This window comes from Celeribacter persicus (assembly GCF_003050785.1).
GTDB classification, from domain to species: domain Bacteria; phylum Pseudomonadota; class Alphaproteobacteria; order Rhodobacterales; family Rhodobacteraceae; genus Celeribacter; species Celeribacter persicus.
On record NZ_QAOH01000005.1, the window covers coordinates 16264 to 41825 of the forward strand.

The following is a 25562-nucleotide window of genomic DNA, read 5'->3' on the forward strand; positions in this document are numbered from 1 at the left end:
CGAGGAACATCCACGTCCGGAACGTCCGGCGCAGCTTTTTGTTTCTGACGCGCAGAATTACTCGAAAGGTGATTCGCAAGCTAGGGGAGAAATGCACAGGCGTTAACCATTTTGGCGTTTTTGCCACAAGATCAACGCTGAGTTGTGCACTGAGCGCGCAAATATTGCGGAGGAACCAAGATATTGAAGTGCTACGACAACATACGCCCCAAACGACGCGTCAGAATGCCGCACCCATACGTCGCAATCTGAGAGCATTCGATACAACGAAAACCGAAGACATCGCCATCGCCGCAGCTCCCAGCATCGGGGAAAGCTGCACCCCGAACCTCGGATAGAGCACGCCCGCCGCCACCGGGATCAACACAGCGTTATACGCGAAGGCCCAGAACAGGTTCTGGCGGATGTTGATCATGGTCTTGCGGCTCACATCATAGGCAGTGACCACCGCCGCCGGATCGCCGCCCATGAGCACCACGTCCGCCGCCTCAATGGCGACATCCGTGCCCGTGCCCACCGCAATGCCGACATCGGCGGAGGCCAGCGCAGGCGCATCGTTGATCCCGTCACCGACGAACCCGACGGAGCCATGCGCCTCCTGAAGCGCGGTCACGATTTTGGCCTTGCCCTTGGGCAGAACCTCCGCCTCGACATGATCAATGCCAAGATCACGCGCGATCACCTCGGCGGCGCGGCGGGTGTCGCCGGAGACCATCGCCACCTTGATCCCACGCGCATGCAGCGCCTCCACCGCCTTGCGCGAGGCCGGGCGCACCGGATCGGAAATCCCGATCACCATCACGGGCACGCCGTTGCGGGCCACCAGAACCGGCGTGCGGCCCTTTTCGGCCAAAGCCGCCAGCGGCGTTTCAAACGGCGTCGTGTCGATCTTCTCGCGGGTCATCAGACGCATGTTGCCCACATGCAGCGTCACATCGCCGATCTCCGCCTTGATCCCATGGCCTGCAATAGCGCGCGCCTTGTCGACGGACGGGAGTGCCAGCCCCCGCGCCTCGGCGGCACGTTCGATGGCCCGCGCGATGGGATGTTCCGACTTGGCCTCGACGGCAGCCACCTCGGCCAGCAAAACCGCCTCGTCGCCCTCAAGGACCGTCACCTCGGTCACATCCGGCCGCCCTTCGGTCAGCGTGCCGGTTTTGTCGAACGCGATCACCTTGACGTCCTGAAGCCCCTGCAACGCATCGCCCTTGCGGAACAACACGCCCAACTCGGCGGCCCGCCCGGTTCCCACCATGATCGAGGTCGGCGTCGCCAATCCCATGGCACAGGGGCAGGCGATGATCAGCACGGCAACCCCCGCGACCAAAGCATGCGCCAACGCAGGCTCCGGCCCGAAGATCAGCCAGATCAAGACGGTCAAAGCCGCCAGCGCCATTACCACCGGCACGAAATACATTGTAACCTTGTCGACAAGCGACTGGATCGGAAGCTTCGCCCCCTGCGCCTCTTCAACCATGCGGATGATCTGCGCCAGCATCGTGTCGGACCCGACCTTTTCGGCCAGATAGATCATCGTCCCCTCGCCGTTCACCGTGCCAGCGATCACGGGCGACCCTTCGGATTTCGCCACCGGGATAGGCTCGCCCGAGATCATCGCCTCGTCCACATGGCTATCGCCCGAGAGCACCTTGCCATCCACCGCGATTTTCTCGCCCGGACGCAGGTGCAGCACATCGCCCACCCTGATCTCTTCGATCGGAACCTCAACCACCTCGCCGCCGCGCTCGACCCGCGCGGTCTTGGCACGCATCCCGGCCAGTTTGCGGATTGCCTCGCCCGTGCGCCCCTTAGCCCGCGCCTCAAGCCAGCGGCCCAGAAGGATCAGCGTGACAATCACCGCCGCCGCCTCGAAATAGACATTCTGCGCTCCCATCGGCACCACCTGCGGCCAGAAAGTCACCACCGTGGAAAACAGATAGGCAGCCCCCGCACCCAAGGCGACCAGCGCGTTCATATCCGGCGCGCCTTTCAGGAGCGACGGAATGCCCTTGGTGAAAAACATCCGGCCAGGGATCGCCAGAATCACCGTCGTCAGCGCAAATTGCACCATACGCCAGAGCCATTCCGGCACGGTCATCATCCACCAATGATGCAAGGCCGGGATCAGATGCCCGCCCATTTCGATGAGGAAAATCGGCAGGGTAAGCGCCGCAGCGAGCATCAGCCGCCCGCGCATCTCCCGCGCTTCGGTCTCCTTGCGGTTCACCGGCTCGGCCCCGGCTTCCACTCGCGGCTTGGCCTCATATCCCGCCCCAGCGATGGCCTTGGCCAAGCTCCCGGCATCCTGCACGCCCGACAGGTATGTCACCGTCGCCGTCTCGGTCGCAAGGTTTACGGAGGCCTTCGTCACGCCTTCGACCGCCTGCAACGCCCGTTCGACCCGCCCGACACAGGAGGCACAGGTCATCCCCTGAACATCGAACGTCATTTCTTCGACCCGCGCCGGATAGCCCGCCTTGTCAAGCACCTCGACCAGCCGCGCCACATCAACCCCATCGCCGAACTGCACATCCGCCGTCTCGGTAGCAAGGTTCACACTGGCCGCCTCGACCCCTTCGGTGCTCTTCAAGGCGCGTTCGACACGCCCCACACAGGAGGCGCAGGTCATACCTTCGACGGAGAAACGGGTGCTGTGCATCTTTTCCACTCTGGTCTTCTGACGGATCGGCGTTAGGTATATAGCGCAGAGCCACGGCGCATTCGAGCGATCCGTGCAGATTTTCTCAAAGAAGGGTCACAAACCATGTCCGTCTTTTCCATTCCCAACATGACCTGCGGCCATTGCAAGGCCGCCATCACCGAAGCACTCGAAGCCATCGACGACACGGTCGAGATCGAGGCCGACATGGACGCGCATGAGATCGACGTTTTCTCCGAAGCGGGAGATGAAGCCATTCTGGACGCTCTGCAAAAGGCGGGTTACCCGGCCGAACTCAAAAGCTGAGCGCCCATTGCAACACCGTGCCCCCCACGCCATAAACGGTGTGACAGAGGTGAGGGAGGCACGGATGAGCGCTACGGCGGGAATTTTGAACGGGACGAAGCTTCGGCTTTGGGATCTCGACACATCTTCCCCTGTTCCGACCGTCACTGAACTGACAGATCGAACCTCTCTGGCGATGATCGCAGGCACACAGGTTCCCGCGCGCTCTCTGCCCTGTTCCGCGCTGCCCGAAACGCTGCCCTTCCCCGACATTCCGCCGCTGGTCCAGGATCATCCCCGCACCCTCACGCGTGGCGAAGAGGTCACGATGGCCGGGTTCATCGCCGAAAATCCGAAATTCGACGGCATTCTCTGCCTGCCCTCTGAGACCTCGACCCTCTGGGCCCATGTCAGCGCCGAAGAGATCGTCTCCATGCGGCGGTTTCTGACAGGTACGATGGTTGGGGCCGTGTTTGGCACGCCGGGCCTTGGTGAGGCGGAGGCTTTCACCGATACCCTTTCCGACTGCATGTCCCGCCCTGAAAATGTCGCGCTGCGACTTTCCACGCTCAAGACCGAGCTTGATCTGGGTGCCCTCCCTCTCCCCGAAGCCACCTCCCGCGCCACCGCCGCGCTGATCGGAGCCGAAATGGCCGCCACCCGTGCCTATTGGCTCGGTCAACCCGTGGCGTTGATCGGAGCGGACCCGCTCCGCGCGCCCTACCGCGCCGCATTGGACAGCCAGTTTGTGCCCGTGACCGAGGCCGAGGGCGACGCCATGACCCTCACAGGCTTCCGGCTTGCACGCGAAAGGCGGACCGCATGAAGGCGCTTTTCGGTTACCTGAAAGACGGACGACGGGTCGATGCGATCACGCTCACCGCAAGCGATCTGAGCGTGACCGTTTTGAGCTATGGCGCCATTCTCAACGACGTCCGCCTGCGTGGCGTACCCTATGGGCTGACACTTGGCGGCACGGAGATCGCCGCCTATGAAAACGGTCCGATGGACTATTTCGGTGCGATTGTCGGTCCGGTCGCAAACCGGATTTCCGGGGCGCGAGCGGAACTGGACGGGCGGGAGCTGGGGTTCGAGGCGAATGAGGGCGAAACCCTTTTGCATGGCGGCGCACGGGGCATGCACACGGAACTGTGGAAAATCGCCGCGCTGAGCGAAACCTCCGTGACACTGACGCTGTCTCTGCCCGACAGCAGGGGCGGCTTTCCTGGCAATCGTCTGATCGCCGCGCGCTATACGGTCGAGGCGCCTGCAACTCTGCGGCTTGAACTGACGGCCACCACCGATGCGCCGACGCTTCTCAACCTCGCCAACCATTCCTACTGGAACCTCGACGGCACGCCCACCACAGACGGGCATTGGCTTCAGGTATTCGCGGATCGCTACACCCCGGTCGATGATCACCTGATCCCGACGGGTGTGCTGGATGTCTCGGGAACCGGGTTCGATCTCAGCGCTGGTCATGTGCTGCGCCCCTCGGACGCCCAGCGCTATGATCACAATTTCTGCCTCTCGGACGGGCCCGGCAAGATGAAACCCGCCGCCATCCTGCGCGGCACCAGCGGCGTCACCCTGCGTATGGACACCACCGAACCGGGATTGCAGGTGTTCGACGCCGCTCCCATCGGCAGCGGCGAGATGAATGGCCATCGCGGCGTGCCGGAGGTAGGGTTCTGTGGCATTGCGCTTGAGGCACAGCGCTGGCCGGATGCCCCGAACCGGTCGGATTTCCCCTCTGTCCGGCTCGACCCGGACGAGACCTACCGGCAGGAAACCCGCTGGTCCTTTTCAAAGAAATAAGGCGGGGAAGACCCCGCCCTTTCTATCCCTCAGGTTATCCCTCAAGCCCCGCTTCGTACCATTTGCGAATGGCCGCGCGGCTTTCGTCGTCAAGCGCCATGTAACTGCCCGCCGGCGGCATGGCATGGGTCACCCCGGCCTGTAACCAGATTTCTTTGGCGAGCGTCGCGACCTCTTGCGTGGTCTCAAGCCGGATGCCCTTCGGCGGCGAGGCCATGCCCTCCCAATAGGGCTCTTTCGCGTGGCACATCGAGCAATTGGTCGTCACGATGTCATGCACCTCGTCAAAACCAGCGGCGGAGGCAAAGCGCTGCGCCATCGGGCCCAGCGCCGCCTCATCCTCGCCATCGTCCTGCATGTAGATGCCCGCCGTCGAAAGCCACATCACCGCCAGAAACAGACCCACGGTCAGCCCCCATGTCCACCACAGCATGCCGCCCCGTTTGTGCATCGTGTTGAAGAAATGCCGGATCGTGACCCCCATAAGAAACACCAGCGCCGCGATGATCCAGTTGTACTTGGACGCAAAGGCCAGCGGGTAGTGGTTCGACAGCATCATGAAGATGACCGGCAGGGTCAGGTAGTTGTTATGGGTCGAGCGCTGCTTGGCGATCTTGCCGTATTTGGCGTCAGGCGTGCGACCCTCGATCAGATCTTTGACCACCACTTTCTGGTTCGGAATGATGATGAAGAACACGTTGGCGCTCATCACCGTGGCCGTGAAGGCCCCCAGATGCAGGAAGGCCGCGCGGCCCGAAAACACCTGTGTATAGCCCCAGGCCATGATCACGAGGATCACGTAAAGGATAATCATCAGGTAAGTGTCATCCTTGCCCAGCATCAGCTTGCAGATGGTGTTGTAGGCAATCCAGCCGAAGGCGAGCGAAGCCACAGAAATCGCAATCGCCACCGTGTTCGACAATTCCATCACGTTCGGGGCGATGAGATAGAGCTCCGAACCGAGATAATAGACCACCGCCATGAGCGCAAAACCCGACAGCCAGGTCGAATAGCTCTCCCATTTGAACCAAATGAGATCGGCGGGCATCCGCGCGGGGGCAACCATGTATTTCTGGATGAAATAGAAGCCACCGCCATGGACCTGCCATTCCTCACCGGAGACGCCCTGACGACGATCCGAGGAGGGACGCAGCCCGAGATCGAGCGCGATGAAATAGAAAGACGACCCGATCCACGCAATCGCGGTGATCACATGAACCCAACGCAGGGCAAACTCCGCCCATTCCCAGAAAATCGGCATCAAACTCATGATCAACTCCCCCGGTAGGTCGAATAGCTGTAGGGCGACAGCAAGAGCGGCACGTGATAATGGCTCTCCGCGTCACTGATCCCGAAACGGATCGGGATTTGATCGAGGAACAAGGGCTCATCGCCTGCCTGTCCCGTGCGCCGAAGGTAGTCGCCCGCGAAAAAGATCAACTCATAGCTCCCGGTTTCAAACTTCCCGGCGGGGAGGATCGGCGTGTCCGTACGCCCGTCATCATTCGTCACCGCAGTCGCAATTTTCCTGTGACTGTTCCCGCTCACCCGATAGAGCGCAATCTCGATCCCCCCGGCCGGAATCCCTCTGGCCGTGTCGAGAACATGGGTGGTCAAAAAACCGGATGTCATGAAGAAGCTGCCCAAATTGTTAGCGTTTCTTTTGAAGACTGTCGGAAAGCCCCGCCAGCGGCAATAATCATTATCGCCAGATTGCATACAAAAGAGTATTCGATGTTTTGCAAGCCTACCAATTAGTCAAAAAACACGAAGGCCAAGGGAAATGCCGAAAAATCCACCGCGTTATGTTCGAAACATGCTGGGCTACGGGGCCAATGCGCCCGATCCTCAGTGGCCGGGCGGAGCGAAGGTCGCGGTACAATTCGTGCTGAACTACGAGGAAGGCGGCGAAAACTGCGTGCTTCATGGCGATGAGGCTTCTGAGGCCTTCCTGTCGGACATCGCAGGGGCCGCCATGTGGAAAGGTCAGCGCCACTGGAACATGGAGTCGATCTACGAATACGGTGCCCGCGCCGGGTTCTGGCGGCTGCACCGGCTTTTCACCGAAGCCGACATTCCCGTGACAATCTACGGCGTGGCAACCGCTCTGGCGCGGAGCCCCGAACAGGTCGCCGCGATGCAGGACGCCGGATGGGAAATCGCGTCGCATGGCTACAAATGGGTCGAACACAAGGACATGCCGGAGGAAGAGGAACGCGCCTCCATCGCCGCCGCAATCAAACTGCACGAGGAAGTCACCGGCGAGCGTCCTTATGGCTGGTACACCGGGCGGTGTTCGGCCAACACCGTGCGCCTCGTCGCGGAAGAGGGCGGGTTCGATTATGTCTCCGACACCTATGACGACGACCTGCCCTATTGGCTCGAAGTCGGGGATCGCGATCAGTTGATCATTCCTTACACGCTAGAAGCCAACGACATGCGCTTTGCCACAAGCCCCGGCTGGATCACCGGCGAGCAGTTCTTCACCTATCTCAAGGACGCGTTCGATACGCTCTACGCCGAAGGCACGACGAGCACACCGAAGATGATGAACATCGGGCTGCATTGCCGCCTGATCGGGCGTCCCGGCAAAATGGCGGGCCTCAAGCGCTTCATCGACTATATCAAAACCTTCGACGGCGTCTGGACGCCCCGCCGCATCGACATGGCGCGCCATTGGGCCAAGGTGCATCCGCACAGCCGTAAACTCCGCCCATCACAAATGTCGCAAGACGATTTTGTCACGAAATTCGGCGGTGTTTTTGAGCATTCCCCATGGGTGGCCGAACGGGCGTGGGCGCTTGAGCTTGGCCCGGCGCATGACGGCTGGGTCGGCGTGCATTCCGTGCTCTGCCGCGCTTTCCGTGCGTCTTCTGACGCCGAAAAGGATGGTGTTCTGATCGCCCACCCCGATCTCGCCGGGAAACTGGCGCAGGCCAAACACCTCACCGCCGAGTCGACTTCCGAACAGGCCTCCGCCGGTCTCGATGCGCTCACCGATGAGGAACGCGCCACCTTCGAGCGCCTCAATACCGAATACACCGAAAAATTCGGCTTCCCCTTTATCATCGCCGTGAAAGACAATACCAAGGCGACAATCCTCGACGCATTCCACACCCGGCTCCAAAACGACCGGGACACCGAATTCAAAACGGCCTGCAAACAGGTCGAACGGATCGCGTGGCATCGTCTCAAGGATATGAATCTCTGAGAAAACACGGATGAGCTACGAATATACCTATTGCGCCCCCACCGGCGGCCTGCCCGATCAAAACAACCACGCTCGCGAGCGCGCCGTTTTCACCAATTCCTATGCAGTCATTCCGCATGGGGTGATGTCGGACATTGTGGTGAGCTATCTGCCCGGCTGGGACAAAACCCGCACCTGGGTTCTCGCCCGACCTCTGACTGGCTTTGCCGAAACCTTCGCCCAACTGATCGTCGAGGTCAGCCCCGGCGGTGGTTCGACCGACCCAGAGCCCGATCCGATGGCGGAATGCGTGATCTTCGTTCTGGCCGGTCACATGCGCCTCACCCTCGGCGCGCGCGCCTATCAGCTTGACCCCGGCAGCTATGTCTTCGTCGCTCCCGGCGATAAATACACCATCGCCAATGATAACGACACGCCCGCGACCTTCGTGTGGATTCGCAAACGCTACGAACCCGCACCGGGGATCGACAGACCGGAAAGCTTTGTCACCGCCGATATGGAAAAGCCGCCTGTCGAGATGCCCAACACCTCCGGTTACTGGTCCACGTCGCGCTTCGTCGACCCGCATGACCTGCGCTACGATTTCCACGTCAATATCGTGACCTTTCTCCCGGGCGGCACCATTCCCTTCGCCGAAACTCACGTGATGGAACACGGGCTTTACGTGCTTCAGGGCCGTGGTGTTTACCTGCTCAATCAGGATTGGGTCGAGGTGTCTGAGGGCGATTTCCTCTGGCTCCGCGCTTTCTGCCCGCAGGCCTGCTATGCCGCCGGTCGCCGCCCCTTCCGCTACCTCCTGTACAAAGACGTCAATCGTCACGCCAAGCTGGAGCTGGGATGAGCCGCATCCTCACAACCGAACCTCTGACGCCCGAAGCCTTCGCGCCTTACGGCGATGTGCTCGACGCTGTGGGCACGCCGGACAAGATCATCAATCAGGGCAAATGCGGTCGCTACCACGACCGCGCCCGGATTGACGTGGCCCCGGAGACGGGCGGTCGCGTCGGCATCTCGATCTTCCACGCCGAGCTGCGGGATTTTCCCTACACGCTCGACCTGATCGAACGGCATCTCGAAGGCTCGCAGGCTTTCGTGCCGATGTCCGCCGATCCGTTCCTCGTGATCGTCTCCGACAGCCCCGAGGCCACGCCCCGCGCCTTTATCACCGATGGCGCGCAGGCGATCAATTTCCACCGGGGCACTTGGCACGGAGTGCTGACACCGCTCTCCGGCAACGGACTGTTTGCCGTGGTGGACCGGATCGGCGACACGCCAAACCTTGAAGAGCACTGGTTCGAGGTGCCTTGGGTGGTGATGCAGAGGTGAGGCTCTGCCTCCGGCGGGAGTATTTCCGGCACAAAGGAAACAGACAGGGACGCGGGGGTTATCCCGCGCCAAATCCCCCACCGCCCGGCGTTTCCATCACGAAAATGCCGCTTGCCGGAAGGTCGATCTCATCATTGCCCTGAAGGGCAATTTCGGTTCCATCCGGCAGCACCGCCCAGTTGCGCCCAACCGCGCCCGGCGCGCCACCGGCGACGCCGAAGGGCGGTACGATGCGATGCGAACAGAGCGTCGTCACCGTCACCGGCGTCAGGAATTCCATTTTGCGGATCAATCCCTTGCCGCCGTGATGCACGCCAGCGCCGCCGGAATTCGGACGGATCGAAAACTTCAGAAGCCGTACCGGGAAACGCGCCTCCAGAATCTCGGGATCGGTCATGCGCGTGTTGGTCATATGCGACTGCACCGCATCGCAGCCGTCGAAATCCGGACCTGCTCCGGTGCCCCCCGCGATGGTCTCGTAATTCTGGAATTCATTGTTCCCCCAGACGAAGTTGTTCATCGTCCCCTGCGATCCGGCAATCACGCCCAACGCACCAAAGAGCGCATTACACGCCGCCTGCGACACTTCGGTATTGCCCGCAATCACCGCCGCACCCTCGCCCGGATTGAGCATCGAACCTTCCGGCACGATGATATGGAGCGGTTTGAGACAGCCTTCGTTGAGCGGGATATTCTTGCCCACCAGCGTGCGGAAGACATAGAGCACCACGGCACGCGAGATCGACAGGGGCGCGTTGAAATTGCCCTTCTGCTGCGGCGAGGTGCCGGTGAAATCGACCGTCGCCGTACGGGATTTTGCATCGACCGTCAGCCGTACCTTGATCTGCGCCCCGCTGTCCATTGGATAGGTGAATTCACCATCCGAAAGCCGGTCGATCACAGCCCGGACCGAAGCCTCGGCATTGTCCTGAACATGCTGCATATAGGCGGTCACCACATCGGCGCCATAGCGCGAAACAACGTCCATCAGCGCCCGACGCCCGGTCTCGTTCGCGGCAACCTGCGCCTGCAAATCGGCGATATTCTGGTCGATGTTACGCGCAGGATAGCGCCCCGAAGCCAGAAGCCTGCGCATCTTGCCGTCTTCGAACAGACCCCCCGTGACGATCCGCGTGGTCTCGATCACGACGCCCTCTTCTTCGAGCGTCGTGCTGTCAGGCGGAAGCGATCCGGGCGTGCGCCCGCCGACATCGGCATGATGCCCCCGCGCACCAAGCCAATAGATCGGCTTTTCACCCACGAAAACCGGCGTGACCACCGTGATATCCGGCAGATGCGTGCCGCCACGATAGGGCGAATTGAGCACGAAAGCGTCGCCCTCGACGGCATCGGGAAATTGTCGGATCACCGTCTGCACCGAGTCCGACATGGACCCGAGATGCACCGGCACATGCGGCGCATTGGCGACAAGATGCCCCTGCGCATCGAAGATCGCGCAGGAAAAATCAAAGCGTTCCTTGATGTTCACCGACCACGAAGTATTCGCCAGCGTCGCGCCCATCTGATCGGCGACCGACATGAAGAGGTTCGACATGACCTCCAAGAGGATCGGATCGGCCTCGGTGCCCACGGCGGCGCTGCGTTCGGCGGCAAAAGCACGCGTCAGGATCAGGTTTCCCTGTCGATCGAGACGCGCGGTCCAGCCGGGTTCAACCATGTTGGTCCCGGTCGGTTCGGAGATCACGGCGGGACCATGGATTTCTGCGCCTTGCGGCACGGCTTGGCGGTCGTAAAGCGGCACCTCGCCCCAGCCGGAGGCCGTCACGGAAATCATGGCTTTCGGCTGAGCGTCCCCTTCGACCATCCGTTGCGGGACAGGTGTTTCACCAGTCTCCCCGACTGCCTCAACCGCCAGCATATCGAGGATCAGATCACGTCCCGGCGGCGCGAAACCGAAACGCGCTTTATGCGCCGCCTCGAAGGCTTTGGTCATGTCAGAAGCAGAGCCGAATGGCACATCGAGGGTTTGATGCGAACCGGTGTAGCGCAGATGCGCACGGGTCAGAGTGCGGATTTGTGTCACGCCTTGGGCCGCGACCTCGGCCTCCGCCTCGGCCATCAGCGCGATGAGCGTCTCCTGAGCGGCATCCAAGCCGGAAAGCGGCAAATCCATCTGCGCCTCTCGAAGCGCCCGGATCTCGGCCAAGCCCATGCCATAGGCCGACAAGACCCCCGCAAACGGATGGATCAGAACCCGCTCCATCCCCAAGGCATCGGCGACGAGACAAGCGTGCTGCCCCCCCGCACCGCCAAAACACTGAAGCGTGTACTGCGATACATCATGCCCACGCTCGACCGAGATTTTCTTGATCGCATTGGCCATGTTGTCGACAGCGATCTTAAGAAAACCTTCCGCCACCTCTTCGGGCGTCAACGCTTGTCCGGTCGCCGCGTTGATCTGGGCGGTGAGCATCTCGAACCCGCGACGAGTCGCCTCGACATCCAGAGGCTGATCGCCCTCCGGTCCAAAGACATGTGGGAAGTGATCGGGCGAGAGCTTGCCGAGAAACACATTGCAATCGGTAACGGTCAGAGGCCCGCCCCGGCGATAGGCGGCAGGTCCGGGATCGGCCCCCGCGCTTTCGGGGCCAACCTGAAACCGCCCGTCGCGGAAGCTACAGATCGAGCCGCCACCGGCCGCGACCGTATGAATGTCCATCATCGGCGCACGCAGGCGCACGCCCGCGACCTCGGTCTCAAACGTGCGTTCATAAAGACCCGCGTAATGCGACACATCCGTCGAGGTGCCGCCCATGTCGAAGCCGATCAGCCGGTCGAACCCCGCAGCCTCGCCCGTGCGGACCATGCCGACGATCCCCCCCGCAGGTCCCGACAGGATGGCATCGCGTCCCTGAAACAAGGAGGCATCGGTCAGCCCACCATTCGATTGCATAAACAAGAGACGCTCACAGGCATGGCCCAATGAGAGCGCCTCGGCCACCTGATCGACATAGCGGCGCAGGATCGGGGAGAGATAGGCGTCAACCACGGTGGTGTCGCCACGGGACACAAGCTTCGCCAATCTCGAGGTTTCATGCGATGTGGAGACTTGCGTAAAACCGATCTCCCGCGCGATCTCCGCGACGAGAATTTCATGCGCGGGTTCGAGATACCCATGCAGGAAGGCGATGGCGACGGCGCGAATGCCCTGATCGAAAGCCGATTGCAGAGCGGTCCGCGCCACATCCTCATCCAGTGTCGTCACAACAGAGCCATCTGCCGCCAGCCGCTCCGGAATTTCCGCGACACTCTCATAGAGCAATTCGGGACGTTTGATCTCCAGCGAAAAAAGATCGGGCCGGGTCTGGTAGCCGATGCGCAACAGATCACGGAAACCTTCGGTGATCAGCAAAAGCACCCGCTCACCCTTGCGCTCCAGAAGCGCGTTGGTGGCGACCGTGGTACCCATCTTGACCGCTCCGATTGCACGCTCCGGGATCGGAGCGCCCGGCGCAAGGCCCAGAAGATCGCGAATGCCCTGTTCGGCGGCATCGCGATAACGCTCTGGATTGTTGGACAGGAGTTTATGGGTGTGAAGACGCCCCGAAGGGTCGCGCCCCACCACATCGGTGAAGGTGCCGCCCCGGTCGATCCAGAAATCCCACTGCCTCGTGCTGCCCGTCTCTGCGCCCATATCCGCCCCGCAATCCACCTGTCGCGGGAGGTTAGGAGATCGCGACACAGGCAACAAGACAGACAGCGGATCACGGGCACGGACCAGCGTGGAATTTTCTGCCGAATTTCGGCGAAATCCCTCTTGACCCCCGCACTGTCCCCCTCTATCTACGCGGCACTTCGGCGGAGTAGCTCAGTTGGTTAGAGCAGCGGAATCATAATCCGCGTGTCGGGGGTTCAAGTCCCTCCTCCGCTACCATATCCTCACAGCAAAACACTGGAATGATGTAGCTTTTCACAAAGCTCCAATCTGTTCCCACCATTTCTCCCACACTTCGGGCAATGGTTCGTCTACGGCTCATTCTCCGATTTCTCAAAAGAATCCGCGCTTTCAATAAGCGCCTAACCTGAGAAGAATGGAGAAACGAATGTCCAACACCCTTACCCAAGTCACCTCTGATCAAGATCTATGCGACTTGGCGACTCCCGCCAAAAAAATCAGGAGCGATCCGAACGACCTGTAAAATAACGACAATGATCGCGGATACCTTTGTAGTATCCGGAAAGATCTCGCGTCAGCGGATAGATACAGGCCTGCAGCGCATGATAGATGTCTGGTTTTCCAGTAAATTGCCGTTCCACGGGGCGCCCGACCTCATCAATTTCAGGATACCAGCCGCCCCGGTCATGATCCACGAAGAAACGGTTGGCGACATTCCAAAGCCGTCTGAACCATTCAGCATCCACCTCTTTCAACGACAGTTTGTGCAGACTGGAAAACGCGCCCATCGCCTCTGCAACCGGCCACCAATAGCGATCTGACACGGCAACGTTCCCCTTGAAGTCAAGCGTGTAAGCGAACCCCCCCGTTGGTTGCCAAGCGGCATCTGCCGCCGTTTCTATCAGCCGCCGTGCGATACGCGGCGCATCGGTGTTGGGCCGCCCTGAAAGGTCCCAATACTGTAAGAGCAGGCGCCCGAGTTCAAAAGAGTGACCGGGTGTCGTGCCAGCCGGACGGAACATCGGGTCGCCCGCATAGCTGCGATCTACCGCCCACTCGGCAGTATAATGCTCCGGGAGATGCCACCCGTATGCCGGCGCGATCTCATTGGTAAAGAATGTCAGAATACGCCCCGCGCGGAGCAAGAAGACCTCGTCACCCGTCGCCTCGAAGGCGGAAAGAAACGCCTCAATGCCATGCATATTGGCGTTCATGCCGCGATACTTGGAAAAAACCGTCCAATCCCGGCGAAACTCGTCGCGTAGCCGACCAGTCCCTTCATCCCAGAAATGCATGTCGATGTCGGCGCACACCTCAGCCAACACGCGATCTGCCTCGTCATGGCCCGCCGCCTTTGCACTGGCCGCAGCCAAAAGAACAAAAACATGCCCATAGGCCAGTTTATCCTCGGAAACCGCGCCATTCCCACGGGCAATTGGCAAATAGCCGCCATAGAGCCGATCACGGTGTTCATTCTTCAACGCAGCCATCCCTGCATCTAAAATATCCGTGCAGGCCGGAGCCCCCGCAAGGTGTCCCAGAGCATAGGCATGCACCAAGCGCGCCGTGGTCATCAGCGTTTGTGGTTGATCGGGAATGGCCCGCCCCGCATGGTCCAGAAGATCGAACCCGCCATCGGATCGCAAACTCGCCTGGAAAAACTCGAGCTGCGCCAAAGCATTCGAGATCAGGACCGAGGCAAGCTCGGGGTCGACAAGAGAAGATGCTTCTGGCCGCGCAGACATTGGCTTTCCTTTGAAATTGAACGAGGCGTCGCAACCTTTGCAACGCCCCCGATTGGCTGTGCTTAGCCCAGCGAAATCGTGATATGCTCAACGTCCGCCTTGGATGCGCCACGATAGGCCGTCACTTCGATTTCAACTTTGAAATCCGGCGCCCCAAGGGGCGAGCACGTCACGGTGCGCTGAGGATCGATGCCCTTCAGACGCTGACCGACATATTCCATAACTGCCTTGGCATCTTCGACATAGGGGATGAAAATCTTCGACTGGACCACATCTTCGAGACAGGATCCGACGGATTTCAGTGCGCCTTCGATGTTGTTGAAACATTGTTTGGCCTGCTCGACGGCATCGGTGGACATTTCGCGGGTCTTGTAATTGCGACCGGCAGTATTGGAGACGAAAATCCAGTCATCGACGGCAACGATGCGGGAATAGCTTTCTTTTTCCTCAAAGATTGAGCCGGATTTGACTTTGGTGATTTTGACCATGGGTATACCTTTCTTGGCCTGTACGTGGGTGTCACGAGAGTGAGAGAAACCAGCCCGCTCGCATTTGGGAACGAGAGCGGGCTGACGAGAAACGCCATTAATCGGAAGAGGTTAGGCGTCTATCCCATAAACAGTCTTGGCGATGTCCGGGGTGATCCGTCCTTCGGCGAGATCGCGGGTAATTGCCTCGGGAGCGCGTTTCGCCGGATCGCCATAACCGCCCCCGCCGGGGGTGACGATCGCAACGATCTGGCCGGGTTTAAGATCGACCATGCCGGAGAATTCGGTGCGCCCGTCGCCGAAATCGAGATGTGTGCACTCTGCACGGCCGCCGCCTTCCAGCCCCCAGGGGTAGGACGCCACGCGGGAGCCTTCGACTGTGAACCGACAGGCTTTCTCGGCGCGGTAAACACGCCGAATGCCCATACCGCCGCGGAACTCACCCGCTCCAGCAGACCCATCGACCAACTCATATCGCAAAAGCGTCAGCGGATATTCGAGCTCCAACGCCTCGACCGGAAGGTTGGAAGTATTGGTCAGACCAACATGGATACCGGACAAACCATCGCCCGACGGTCGCGCACCGCCACCGCCGCCGATGGTCTCGAGATAGACCCAGATATTGCCGTCATCGTCCGTACCGTTGAAAATCGCACCGGTGCAGCACCCGTTGCCAGCGGCCATTACCTTGCCCGGAAGAGCTTTGGCGAGCGCACCATAGACCAGATCGGTGACACGCTGCGCGGCCGCGATGCGTCCGTCCACAGCCGCGGGATATTCGCAGTTCAGAATAGATCCTTTTGGGGCGGTCACCGTCAGAGGGCGCGCCAGCCCTGCGTTCGGAAGAACGGTCGGGTCCAGTACGGATTTCACCGTGAAATAACATGCCGCGAGAAGCGAGGTATAGATCAGGTTCAGCCCACCCCGCACCTGCGGCGGTCCATCGAAGGACAGTGTCATCTCATCACTCTTGACGGTGATCGCAACCTGAAATGTCATGACCTCTGCGCGCTGGTTGCTGTCGAACTGATCCTCGAATGTGTATGTTCCATCCGGAATCGCGGCGATTGCAGCCCGCATTTTGCGCTCGGCATAATCCTGTAAAGCATCACCCGCAGCGAGAACCTTTTCCATGCCGTACTTGTCACAGAGATCGCTCATGCGCTGCACGCAAAGACGGTTGGCTGACATTTGCGCACGCAGGTCCGAAATCCGTTCGCGCGGCACCTGACAGTTCAGCAGGAACATCTCCTGAAGGTCGGTGTTGAGCTCCCCCTCACGATAGAGACGTACCGGCGGGATACGCAGTCCTTCCTGATAGATGTGATCATGGCCGCGGTCTGCAAAATCTGAATGGTGCGCGGTGTTGACCGCCCATGCCACTAGGGTTCCCTGCACGAAAATCGGCTCTGCCAGAACGATATCGGGCAAATGCGTCGCCCCACCCGCATAGGCATCATTGGCCATAAAGACGTCGCCCGGCTTAATGTCCTGAAGCGCGAAACGGCTCAGGATTGCTGGGATCACCCCTAAAAAAGAGCCAAGGTGCATCGGGATATGTTCGGCCTGACACAGAGTATTTCCGCGATGATCAAAGAGTGCCGTGGAACAGTCGCGCCGCTCTTTGATGTTGGTCGAATAAGACGCACGCACCAACGCCTCGCCCATTTCCTCGACAATGGATTGCAGTGCGGAGCCAATAACTTCGACGGTGATCGGGTCGATTGTCGGGGTCGTCATGCTTTGACCTCCAAAATGAGATTGAGATAGGAATCCACCGTGCCGCGCATATCGGGCAGGATGACTGTGGTCGTGTCCATTTGCTCGATGATGGCCGGCCCCTCGATCACGTTACCGGCCATGAGCGCGTTGCGCGAATAGACCGGACAGGTAACGAAATCCCCGGCCTCCGCCATGTAGACATCCCGCGTGTCAATTCGCGCCTCAGAGGCATCCGGACCAACCGGCACCTGCGGCTTGAACTGCGCCTTGTTGACGATCCCAGCCGCCTCGAGGCGAAGCGTCACGAGCTGGATCGGCTCTCCCTCGGCAATGAAACCGAAGCGCTGGCGGTGGGCGGCCTCAAAGCCCTCTTCAAGTGCCTTGAAGGTCTCTGCGGTAATCGGCCCCGCAGGCACTGCCACGGACAGTTCGTAGTTTTGACCCATATAGCGCATGTCGACCGTGCGCGTCATAACGCGGCAATCTTTGGCGATGGCCTCATTGTCGAACCAGATCCCGGCCTGCGCCATGAGATCGGCAAACCCGCTTTCGACCGCACCCAGAGCGTTCTCATCGAGCGGCATCAGGCGAGAGATTGCGAAATCTGCCCGCAAATCGGTTAGCAAAAGACCAAGCGCGCAGAGCGTTCCGGGCGTCAACGGCACGATGACTTTGGCCATGTCCAATTCGCGCGCCAGACGCGCTGCATGAAGCGGCCCCGCGCCCCCGAAAGCCATAAGCGCATAGTCGCGCGGGTCGTGACCGCGTTGCACAGATATCACCCGGATCGCTTTCGCCATATTGGCGGTAACAACGGAAATGATGCCCTGTGCCGTTTCCATCACGCCAAGACCCAGCTTGTCGGCAAGCCGTTGCACTGAGGCCATCGCCAGATCGCGGCGCACTTTCATCCGCCCACCCAGAATTTCGACCGGGTTCAGTGTCTGAAGCACGATATTGGCGTCTGTCACGGTTGGCTCCTCATTGCCCAGACCATAACAGACCGGCCCCGGATGTGCGCCAGCCGAACGCGGACCGACCTTCAAAAGCCCGCCGGTATCAACATGCGCGATAGACCCCCCGCCGGCGCCCACCGTGTGAATGTCGAGCATCGGTGCCTTGATCGGATACCCATGCACATCGGCCTCACCGGTGAGCTGGCACACCCCGTTTTTGAGCAGCGCGACATCCGACGACGTACCGCCGACATCAAAGGTGATGATATTGTCGAACCCGGCCATTTTTCCAATGGCCTGCGCCGCCACCACCCCTGTCGACGGGCCGGACAGCACCGTGCGTACCGGTAGATTCGCGGCCGTATCAAACCCGATAACACCGCCGTTCGACTGAGTGAGCTGAGGCGCGATCTCAAGGCCGATCTCTGTGAGACGGTCTTTAAGACGGCGGATATAACGATGCATCACCGGGCCGAGATAGGCGTTCACAACCGTGGTCGAAAGACGTTCAAACTCACGGAACTCCGGCGCGACATCATGAGAGGTCGACACGAAAACATCCGGAAGCTCTTCGGCAATCACACGCTTGGCAAGCTCTTCGTGTTCGGTGTTGAGAAACCCGTAGAGAAAGCACACCGCAAGGGACTTGATGTCTTGCGTTGCCAGCGCCTTAAGCTCAGTGCGCAGTGCCGCCTCATCAAGCGGCACATCAACCGTGCCGTCATGATGCAACCGCTCCGGCACCTCGCGCCGCAAATCGCGGGACACGAGCTGTTCGGGTTTTTCCGCAAACATGTCGTAAAGGTTCGGACGCTTCTGCCGCCCGATCTCCAGCAAGTCGCGAAAACCGTCAGACACGATCAGCCCCGTTTTGACGCCACGCAACTCAATCAGGGCATTCGTCGCCACCGTGGTGCCATGCCCCAGAAAGGACAAATCCTTAGCCGTTGCGCCCACTTGATCCAAGCCTTCGACCACCCCGGCAGTGATCCCGCGTGATGGATCATCCGGTGTCGACGACACCTTCCAGATTTCGACTTTCCCGGTCTCTTCATCAAACAAGCACACGTCCGTGAACGTGCCACCCGAGTCTACGCCAATTCTCCAGGCCATGCGTGTAGTCCCTGTTAGTTTTTATGCCGCTATTCGTGCGGCTTCGGAATGAGTGTTTTTGAACCGTGTTAAACGGAACGGTTTCGGATCGATGCGCGGCGTCACGCCACGGACCATTTCTGCCATCATTTCACCGGCACCGGGGCCAGAGCCAAAACCGTGCCCGGAAAAGCCCGCCGAAAGAAAGAGCCCCGGAATGGCTTCCACTTCGGAAATCACGGGGATGGCGTCGGGTGTTGCGTCGATCATCCCAGCCCAGGAATGAGTCTGGCGGGCATCGGCAAACCCCGGAAAAACCTTGGCAAGATTTTTCAGGGTGTTCCGGTTGAAAGGCTCATGGGGCAAAGGGTCAAGTGTGCGGATTTTTTCGAACGGTGTGACCTCATCCAGTGCCCAGTGCCGCGGCATTTTCAACTCGCTCAGGAACTGGCCGCCGACCCGGATTTTCAACTCTCGCCAACTGCTCAGGAGCGTCGGAAAAAACTCTGGCATCAAGCGGAAGCTATCTGGCACGATCGGAGCGACATTGGCATTGCGTTGCGCCACGGTGTAGCCACCGTCCAGCCGCTTGCGGAAGGAAAAGTCACCACCTCCAACCGGCATCTGCGGGACATCTGCCGCGCTTTCGATCCGCGCCGCTGTGCCAAGCAGTTTGAGCTGAGGAAAATTGATCCCGAGATTGCCGAGAAACAAACGCGACCATGCGCCGCCCGCGAGCAACGCGCGCTCGGTTTTGATCGTGCCTTTTTCCGTGACCACCCCGGACAGCGCTCCACCGCTGTGTTCGATCCCACGCACAGCACAGTTTTCCACGATCACCGCGCCCAGCCGTTGCGCGGCCTGCGCCATTTGAGGGACGGCTTTCCAAGGTTCCGCGCGGCCGTCCGTTTTGGTGTGCAGCCCCATGGAGTAGCGGTCGGAAATACCCGGAAGCACCTCCTGAAGCCCTTTGCGATCGAGTTTGCAGGAGGCCATATTGGCTTTTTCTGCATAAACGGCCCAGTCGGAAAATTCCTTGATCTCCGCGCGAGTGCGACACACATAGGTAATGCCGGTTTCCCGATAGCCCGTATCGATCCCGAACCGCTGATCGATCTCGCGCCAAAGCTCAAGAGAACGGATGGTCAGCGGCAGTTCCAGAGGGTCGCGTCCCATCTGACGCACCCAGCCCCAGTTGCGCGCGCTCTGTTCCGCACCAACCCTCCCTTTTTCGCAGAGCACGACTTTCACTCCGGCTTCAGCCAGATAAAGTGCGGTTGCGACACCGGCAATTCCTCCCCCGATGATCACCATATCGGCGTGGTGGGGAGGATTTTCATCTGATTTAATTTTTTGGATGTTATCGAGGATCATGGCAGGCTCACAACGTATCTTCGAGGCGGCAATTGACCAACATTTCAGCCATCGCGGCCGTGTTCGGCAATTCGATCGCTGTGCGCACGAGACCGGCCAGCGTTTCAGGCTGAATCATTTCGTCCGGCGTGACTTTTTTCGTATAGGCACTCATTTCCGTGCGCACGAACGAGGGGCAGATTGCCGTCGCGCGCACCCCTTTGTCCCATCCAACAAAACGCGTCGTGTGGTGCAGGCCCATCATCGCATATTTGGTCATATTGTAGCCGACAAAGGCATTGCGCACGCGTTTGCCTGACAAAGACACTATATTGATGACCCGCCCACGGCCGGTCTCCTCAAGATGCGGCATGCACAACCGTATCAAACGCAAAGGCGCCTTGACGTTCACTTCCCATAGGCGGTCGAGGGCATCTTCGTTGTCATCCATGAGATGCACATGTTCTCCATTCCCCGCATTGTTCACAAGCCCGTCTATACGCCCGAAGCGCTCAACGGTCGCAGCAACCCAGTCTTCTGCTGTTTTGGACTCATACGCATCAAAACGCGCATAAAGCGTCATATCATCGGAAGAGCCATAGGCTTCCTCGAGCTTTTCCACAGACCTTGCGCCCAAAGACAGGCGATATCCCGCCCCTTTAAGCTCGCGAACGATGGCTGCACCGATCCCTCTATTGGCTCCAGAAATGAGAATTACTGGAGCATTTTTATCATGAGTCGTCATATAGCTATGTCCCGTGGTCAAACATTCAGATGGATCCATCGAATCCACCGGTTCCTCAAGCTTGCTCATTTATGACGCTTTGTGAATGAAAAAATCAAATTAGCAGGGGAATGCGGTCCGAAACGCCCAAATTCGGTGATATTGATTAATAATTGCGCACATAACGCGCTTAAATGCGTAGGCATGCTGTCATTGCTTGACATATATTGACGCTTTATGGCCGCATTGTTGCATGATCGCGCACAACTGATGCACTGACAAATCTACCAACGCGTTTTTCCGTGGATAGAGAGCCCGAGAATGGCCGATACTCCACCCAACTCAGAACAGGGAAATCAACATGACCTTCACACGTCGCACATTCTTGCAAACTGCCACGGCAACCGGTGCGCTTTTGGCTACCGGATGGCCAGCCTCGGCGAAATCGGTCACCTGGGACATGGCCGATGAATATGGCGCACAGGCGCTTTCTGGCAAAGCCTCCGCATATTTCCTAGCAGAACTGGAAAAGAAAATCGGTGACGCGCTTGTCATCAACTATCAGGGCGGCGGCGCGCTTGGCTATAAATCCGTCGATCACTTCGATGCGGTGCAGGATGGTGCCGTGCAATGTGCCGTCACCCTTGTGACCCAACTTGGTGGCATTGATCCGTTCTTCAACCTCTCATCGCTTCCCTTCATCGCATCGACTCCGGAAGAAGCCTATCTTCTCTGGCTTGCGGCGCGCGATGAGTATGCAAAGATTTTCGAGGAAAACGGGATGGTACTGCTCTGGGCGATGCCGAACCCGCCATCCGGCATCAACGCACCGACACCGATCACCACGATCGACTCGCTCAAGGGGCTGCGCATCCGGACCTATGACGTGAACGGCACCGAAACCATGATGAACGCAGGTGCTGCGCCACTTCAGGTCGCATGGTCCGATCTCATCCCGCAGCTGTCTACCGGCGGAATCGACGCGGTTCTCACCTCTGCCGACGGCGCGATGCAACTGTCGCTTTGGGATTACGTGAGCGACTTCACCGAGATGAACTACGCCATGGGCCTCTTTATGTGCCACGTGAACAAGGATGAATTCGACGCCCTGCCTAAAGAGGTTCAGACGGCCATGACGGAAATCCTTGAGGATTGCGACAAATACAACTGGCGGATCATGCGCGACTCGATCGAGGCGGCCTACACCAAGATGAGCACGAACGGCATGAAGATCACCTATGACGACGATGTCCCCACCGAAGTGTTCGATCATCTCAAAAAGGCGGGCGATCAGGTCAAGGTGAGCTGGCTCGCCGAAACCGGCGACAAAGGCGCTACCGTGCTGGCGAAGTTTGAAGAGTTGAAAGCCAACGCTGGCTAAAACTGCTCTTATTAGGCGCATCCCTTGCCCTGATACTGCGCCCGAGCCGACCGCAACTCCGCTTGGGCGCAGCCCTCTTTAATAACAGGCTCCAAAAACAAGGATGCGCATACGATGACTGACCCGCAGATTCCCGAGATTCCGGAAATTCAACGACATCTTCATCCAACCGTCACAGACGACCCAGCCTGGCTAAAACGGATTGATGGGGTATCGACAGTCCTCAACCGCATCGCAGCGGTGATCGCCGCGACGTTTCTGGTGCTCATGACCCTGCTCATTCTGACGGAAATCACCCTGCGTCTGTTTTCTCTCTCGACATATATGGCCGATGTGCTTGTGGGGTATGGTGTGGCCGCCATCACTTTTCTGGCCGCGCCCTGGGCACTTCAGGAAGGCGCGATGATACGCGTCACGGTCCTCACCGAGCGTATGAACGTGCGGCTTCGTTGGGTGTCGGAAGCGTTTGTTCTATTCTCTGTCGGATTTATCATCTTGTTCCTGATGGCCTATCAATGGAAATCCGTGGCCAAACTCTTTGCCCGGGGATCGACCAGCCAGCATTTCATCCCGATACCGCTCTGGATCCCAGAAAGTTTTTTTCTGATCGGTCTCGCCCTCATCCTGCTTCAAATCATCGTGCGTATCCTGCGCCTGTTCACTGTCGGCCATGCCGAAGAACGCGCTCTGAGCCTCTAAAGGAAGGGTCCCCATGTCTATCACACTCTCCGCGCTCATCGTCCTTGGCCTTCTTGCGCTTTTTCTCGGCGCGGGGGCTTGGATTTTCTCTGGCCTGCTGCTTGTGGGTGCGTCCGCGATGTACGTCATCCTCGATTTTTCGCCCGCTCGGATCGGGTCCATCGCGACAAAGGTAATTTCCTCCTCGGCCATTTCATGGGAACTCGCCGCCATCCCGATCTTTATGTGGATGGGGGACATCATCTTCCGAACAGACATTTCCCAGCGCCTTTTTCGCGGTCTCGCCCCCTTGGTTGCGCGCATTCCGGGTGGGCTCTTGCATACCAATGTCCTTGGCTGCACCGTCTTTGCAGCCATTTCAGGCTCCTCAACAGCGACCACGGCAACGGTCGGAAAAATCACGATCCCCGAATTGCGCAGACGCAACTATGACCTGAAATTGGCAGCCGGATCGCTGGCTGGCGCCGGGTCGTTCGGTTTGTTGATCCCCCCCTCCATCGCCATGATCGTTTATGGCGTCTTGGCCGAAGTTTCGATTGCCAAGCTTTTTGCGGCCGGCCTTATACCGGGCCTCATGATGGCCATTCTCTATGTTGGCTACATCACCGTCATGTCCATGATCGATCCGTCGCGCGCACCGAAATACGACGGAGAAGTGACGCTTCGAACGATCCTGCGCGGGCTCGTAGACCTTACACCCATCGTACTGCTTATGTTCATCGTGCTTGGGTCGATCTATTCAGGGATTGCCACCCCCTCCGAAGCCGCCGCCGTTGGCGTCTTTGGCGCAATACTGATCACCATCGTAACGGGGCAATTTTCGATACCGCTCATGCTCGACAGCCTGCTTTCAACGATCCGTGTCTCGGCGATGATCCTTATCCTGATCGCCTCGTCCTCCTTTCTCTCCTCCGCCATCGCCTATATGCATTTGCCCGGCATGATTACCGAGGGAATTTCGGCCATGGATTTGTCGCCTTACGGCGTGCTTTTGATTCTCGCCGCCCTTTATATCATCCTAGGGATGTTCCTTGACGGCACGTCTATGACCGTCATGACAGTGCCGATTGCGGTTCCTCTCATCGTTCAGGCCGGGTTCGATCCGCTATGGTTTGGTGTTTACCTTGTGATCATGATCGAAATGAGCGCCTTGACGCCTCCGGTCGGCTTGAACCTCTTTGTGCTACAGGGCCTCACAGGGCAGTCTATGGGAGAAACCACCCGCGCTGCAGCTCCTTTTTTCCTGTTGCTCTGCCTTGGAACCATCATTCTGGCGGCATTTCCGCAGATTGTCTTGTGGCTTCCAAACGCCCTATAACAGAACGCAATTACAGAGAAGACCGCCATAGAAGCGCGATCTATTTGGAGGAGGAGAACGGTTTGAACGATTTCGATGACACGATGAATGATGAGATGCTCCCAGCGGAACGTCGCCAGCATCTCATTGACTGGTTCAAACAAAATCAGGCGGGCTCCAGTCAGGATCTTGCACGTATGTTCGGCATTTCTCTGTCGACCATTCGCCGGGACCTGGACCTTCTGGCTTCTGAAGGGTTGGTTCGACGCACCCATGGCGGCGCCGTGGCAATCCGGTCGCGCACCACCTATGAGCCGTCAACAGATCTCGCAAGACGCACGGCCGTCGAAGAAAAGCAGGGAATCGTGAACGAAGCGCTCAAACTGATTGAACCACATCAGTCGCTTTTGCTCGATACAGGTGCGGTGATCTGTCATATTCTGGCCGACGAGATCGCGCAGCTCGACATTCCCCTGACGGTCATTACCAACGATCTATACGTCGCCAAGGCCCTGACCTACCGACAAAATATCACGTTGATCGTTCCAGGTGGAGCGTGCCGGTTCGGCTCGTACAGCCTTTTGGGCGAACCCGGCGAAAGCTTTCTGAAAAACCTTCACTGCGATATCTTTTTCATGTCAGCCGCAGCCGTCGACGAAAGCGGCGTTTCGGAAACCCTCCTCGAACTGGTCCATCTCAAACGTGCCATGATCGATGCAGCCACCAACGTCGTCCTTTTGGCGGACAGCAGTCGCTTTATGTCGCGCGCCCTACATCGCACTGTTCCGATCAACCAGATCGGGCACATCATCACGGACAGCGGCCTCTCTGAAGAGGATCGTTTAAAATTTCCGGAACGGAAGCCCGCTTTTACAATCGTAGAGATTTGAAGCGATGGCCCGAAGCCCAAAATATTCGAGGTATTCGGAAAATGGAGGTGCTTTGCAAATATGCTGCCAACCCCACTGGAAAGATTCTCGATTTTAGAAAAGTATTGAGCGACCGCGCTGCAAAGACGCGGGCAAGCAATTTTTACAGTAAATTGCGCCCGTGAGGCTTTTGTCAACAAAGCGAATACATCCCAAAGAAGCTGACGAAATAGAATTCGCGGATCAAACTGAACGCCTCAAACGGGAAACCTCAGCAGAATGGAGAAACGAATGTCCAAC

The 25562-nt window shown here is 58.9% G+C and carries 20 protein-coding genes and 1 tRNA gene; 11 read left to right on the plus strand and 10 right to left on the minus strand.

Annotated elements, in window-relative coordinates; all coding sequences use genetic code 11:
* Window positions 1-220 precede the first annotated feature (220 nt).
* A complete protein-coding gene (locus C8N42_RS07930) occupies window positions 221-2659 on the minus strand; it encodes a heavy metal translocating P-type ATPase (RefSeq protein WP_107816243.1) in 2439 nt (812 codons plus the stop codon).
* A 105-nt stretch (window positions 2660-2764) separates the two neighbouring features.
* On the opposite strand from C8N42_RS07930, the gene C8N42_RS07935 reads away from it, so the two are divergent.
* The 3 genes from C8N42_RS07935 to C8N42_RS07945 all read left to right on the plus strand — a co-directional run bounded on the left by C8N42_RS07935 (window position 2765) and on the right by C8N42_RS07945 (window position 4762).
* Window positions 2765-2965: a heavy-metal-associated domain-containing protein gene (locus C8N42_RS07935; RefSeq protein ID WP_107816033.1), complete on the plus strand. Its 201-nt coding sequence runs from the start codon at window positions 2765-2767 to the stop codon at window positions 2963-2965.
* 64 nt (window positions 2966-3029) lie between these two features.
* Window positions 3030-3770, plus strand: coding sequence for a 2-dehydro-3-deoxygalactonokinase (locus C8N42_RS07940; protein WP_170109249.1), 741 nt, complete (start codon window positions 3030-3032; stop codon window positions 3768-3770).
* Window positions 3767-4762, plus strand: a complete 996-nt coding sequence (locus C8N42_RS07945; RefSeq protein ID WP_107816035.1) for an aldose epimerase family protein — start codon at window positions 3767-3769, stop codon at window positions 4760-4762. Before C8N42_RS07940 ends, C8N42_RS07945 begins: the two co-directional genes overlap by 4 nt.
* A gap of 34 nt (window positions 4763-4796) precedes the next feature.
* On the opposite strand, the gene C8N42_RS07950 is transcribed toward C8N42_RS07945, so the two are convergent.
* The gene (locus tag C8N42_RS07950; protein WP_107816036.1) at window positions 4797-6032 is read right to left on the minus strand and encodes a urate hydroxylase PuuD; all 1236 of its coding nucleotides are present in this window, start codon (window positions 6030-6032) and stop codon (window positions 4797-4799) included.
* A gap of 2 nt (window positions 6033-6034) precedes the next feature.
* A complete protein-coding gene (gene uraH / locus C8N42_RS07955; protein ID WP_107816037.1) occupies window positions 6035-6394 on the minus strand; it encodes a hydroxyisourate hydrolase in 360 nt (119 codons plus the stop codon).
* Between the two features lie 151 nt (window positions 6395-6545).
* On the opposite strand from uraH, the gene puuE reads away from it, so the two are divergent.
* Genes puuE through C8N42_RS07970 form a run of 3 tightly spaced genes read left to right on the plus strand, consistent with a single transcriptional unit; the run spans window position 6546 to window position 9299 of the window.
* On the plus strand, window positions 6546-7973 hold the full coding sequence (gene puuE / locus C8N42_RS07960; protein WP_107816038.1) for an allantoinase PuuE: 1428 nt from the start codon (window positions 6546-6548) through the stop codon (window positions 7971-7973).
* A 10-nt stretch (window positions 7974-7983) separates the two neighbouring features.
* Window positions 7984-8814: a bifunctional allantoicase/(S)-ureidoglycine aminohydrolase gene (locus C8N42_RS07965; RefSeq protein WP_107816039.1), complete on the plus strand. Its 831-nt coding sequence runs from the start codon at window positions 7984-7986 to the stop codon at window positions 8812-8814.
* The gene (locus C8N42_RS07970; RefSeq protein WP_107816040.1) at window positions 8811-9299 is read left to right on the plus strand and encodes an ureidoglycolate lyase; all 489 of its coding nucleotides are present in this window, start codon (window positions 8811-8813) and stop codon (window positions 9297-9299) included. The genes C8N42_RS07965 and C8N42_RS07970 overlap by 4 nt, the downstream gene beginning before the upstream one ends.
* A 58-nt stretch (window positions 9300-9357) precedes the next feature.
* Here the strand turns inward: C8N42_RS07970 and C8N42_RS07975 are convergent, their stop codons facing one another.
* Window positions 9358-12954: a hydantoinase B/oxoprolinase family protein gene (locus C8N42_RS07975; protein ID WP_107816041.1), complete on the minus strand. Its 3597-nt coding sequence runs from the start codon at window positions 12952-12954 to the stop codon at window positions 9358-9360.
* Between the two features lie 163 nt (window positions 12955-13117).
* Between C8N42_RS07975 and C8N42_RS07980 the strand changes: the two genes are divergently transcribed.
* Window positions 13118-13194 (plus strand) — tRNA-Met (locus C8N42_RS07980).
* 239 nt (window positions 13195-13433) lie between these two features.
* Here the strand turns inward: C8N42_RS07980 and C8N42_RS07985 are convergent.
* The 6 genes from C8N42_RS07985 to C8N42_RS08010 all read right to left on the minus strand — a co-directional run bounded on the left by C8N42_RS07985 (window position 13434) and on the right by C8N42_RS08010 (window position 21106).
* Entirely contained in the window at window positions 13434-14681 is a 1248-nt protein-coding gene (locus C8N42_RS07985; RefSeq protein WP_107816042.1) for an AGE family epimerase/isomerase, read from the minus strand.
* A gap of 62 nt (window positions 14682-14743) precedes the next feature.
* Entirely contained in the window at window positions 14744-15169 is a 426-nt protein-coding gene (locus C8N42_RS07990; RefSeq protein ID WP_107816043.1) for a RidA family protein, read from the minus strand.
* A 111-nt stretch (window positions 15170-15280) separates the two neighbouring features.
* The gene (locus C8N42_RS07995; RefSeq protein ID WP_107816044.1) at window positions 15281-16909 is read right to left on the minus strand and encodes a hydantoinase B/oxoprolinase family protein; all 1629 of its coding nucleotides are present in this window, start codon (window positions 16907-16909) and stop codon (window positions 15281-15283) included.
* Complete coding sequence (locus C8N42_RS08000) at window positions 16906-18960, minus strand: hydantoinase/oxoprolinase family protein (RefSeq protein ID WP_107816045.1); 2055 nt, start codon at window positions 18958-18960, stop codon at window positions 16906-16908. Before C8N42_RS08000 ends, C8N42_RS07995 begins: the two co-directional genes overlap by 4 nt.
* A gap of 21 nt (window positions 18961-18981) precedes the next feature.
* Window positions 18982-20313, minus strand: coding sequence for an NAD(P)/FAD-dependent oxidoreductase (locus C8N42_RS08005; protein ID WP_107816046.1), 1332 nt, complete (start codon window positions 20311-20313; stop codon window positions 18982-18984).
* Between the two features lie 7 nt (window positions 20314-20320).
* Window positions 20321-21106, minus strand: coding sequence for an SDR family NAD(P)-dependent oxidoreductase (locus C8N42_RS08010; protein ID WP_211309164.1), 786 nt, complete (start codon window positions 21104-21106; stop codon window positions 20321-20323).
* 271 nt (window positions 21107-21377) lie between these two features.
* Between C8N42_RS08010 and dctP the strand changes: the two genes are divergently transcribed.
* The 4 genes from dctP (at window position 21378) to C8N42_RS08030 (ending at window position 25283) form a co-directional block, all read left to right on the plus strand.
* Window positions 21378-22397: a TRAP transporter substrate-binding protein DctP gene (dctP, locus tag C8N42_RS08015; protein WP_107816047.1), complete on the plus strand. Its 1020-nt coding sequence runs from the start codon at window positions 21378-21380 to the stop codon at window positions 22395-22397.
* 114 nt (window positions 22398-22511) lie between these two features.
* Window positions 22512-23096 (plus strand): TRAP transporter small permease, encoded by a 585-nt coding sequence (locus tag C8N42_RS08020; protein WP_107816048.1) that lies wholly within the window; start codon window positions 22512-22514, stop codon window positions 23094-23096.
* 13 nt (window positions 23097-23109) lie between these two features.
* Window positions 23110-24414, plus strand: coding sequence for a TRAP transporter large permease (locus C8N42_RS08025; protein ID WP_107816049.1), 1305 nt, complete (start codon window positions 23110-23112; stop codon window positions 24412-24414).
* A 62-nt stretch (window positions 24415-24476) separates the two neighbouring features.
* A complete protein-coding gene (locus tag C8N42_RS08030) occupies window positions 24477-25283 on the plus strand; it encodes a DeoR/GlpR family DNA-binding transcription regulator (RefSeq protein WP_245889999.1) in 807 nt (268 codons plus the stop codon).
* Window positions 25284-25562: the final 279 nt, after the last annotated feature.

Coding starts and splice junctions, on each gene's coding strand:
- C8N42_RS07930 (WP_107816243.1), bottom strand. CDS start 2,659: ATGCACAGCACCCGTTTCTCCGTCGAAGGTATGACCTGCGCCTCCTGT.
- C8N42_RS07935 (WP_107816033.1), top strand. CDS start 2,765: ATGTCCGTCTTTTCCATTCCCAACATGACCTGCGGCCATTGCAAGGCC.
- C8N42_RS07940 (WP_170109249.1), top strand. CDS start 3,030: ATGAGCGCTACGGCGGGAATTTTGAACGGGACGAAGCTTCGGCTTTGG.
- C8N42_RS07945 (WP_107816035.1), top strand. CDS start 3,767: ATGAAGGCGCTTTTCGGTTACCTGAAAGACGGACGACGGGTCGATGCG.
- C8N42_RS07950 (WP_107816036.1), bottom strand. CDS start 6,032: ATGAGTTTGATGCCGATTTTCTGGGAATGGGCGGAGTTTGCCCTGCGT.
- uraH (WP_107816037.1), bottom strand. CDS start 6,394: ATGACATCCGGTTTTTTGACCACCCATGTTCTCGACACGGCCAGAGGG.
- puuE (WP_107816038.1), top strand. CDS start 6,546: ATGCCGAAAAATCCACCGCGTTATGTTCGAAACATGCTGGGCTACGGG.
- C8N42_RS07965 (WP_107816039.1), top strand. CDS start 7,984: ATGAGCTACGAATATACCTATTGCGCCCCCACCGGCGGCCTGCCCGAT.
- C8N42_RS07970 (WP_107816040.1), top strand. CDS start 8,811: ATGAGCCGCATCCTCACAACCGAACCTCTGACGCCCGAAGCCTTCGCG.
- C8N42_RS07975 (WP_107816041.1), bottom strand. CDS start 12,954: ATGGGCGCAGAGACGGGCAGCACGAGGCAGTGGGATTTCTGGATCGAC.
- C8N42_RS07985 (WP_107816042.1), bottom strand. CDS start 14,681: ATGTCTGCGCGGCCAGAAGCATCTTCTCTTGTCGACCCCGAGCTTGCC.
- C8N42_RS07990 (WP_107816043.1), bottom strand. CDS start 15,169: ATGGTCAAAATCACCAAAGTCAAATCCGGCTCAATCTTTGAGGAAAAA.
- C8N42_RS07995 (WP_107816044.1), bottom strand. CDS start 16,909: ATGACGACCCCGACAATCGACCCGATCACCGTCGAAGTTATTGGCTCC.
- C8N42_RS08000 (WP_107816045.1), bottom strand. CDS start 18,960: ATGGCCTGGAGAATTGGCGTAGACTCGGGTGGCACGTTCACGGACGTG.
- C8N42_RS08005 (WP_107816046.1), bottom strand. CDS start 20,313: ATGATCCTCGATAACATCCAAAAAATTAAATCAGATGAAAATCCTCCC.
- C8N42_RS08010 (WP_211309164.1), bottom strand. CDS start 21,106: ATGAGCAAGCTTGAGGAACCGGTGGATTCGATGGATCCATCTGAATGT.
- dctP (WP_107816047.1), top strand. CDS start 21,378: ATGACCTTCACACGTCGCACATTCTTGCAAACTGCCACGGCAACCGGT.
- C8N42_RS08020 (WP_107816048.1), top strand. CDS start 22,512: ATGACTGACCCGCAGATTCCCGAGATTCCGGAAATTCAACGACATCTT.
- C8N42_RS08025 (WP_107816049.1), top strand. CDS start 23,110: ATGTCTATCACACTCTCCGCGCTCATCGTCCTTGGCCTTCTTGCGCTT.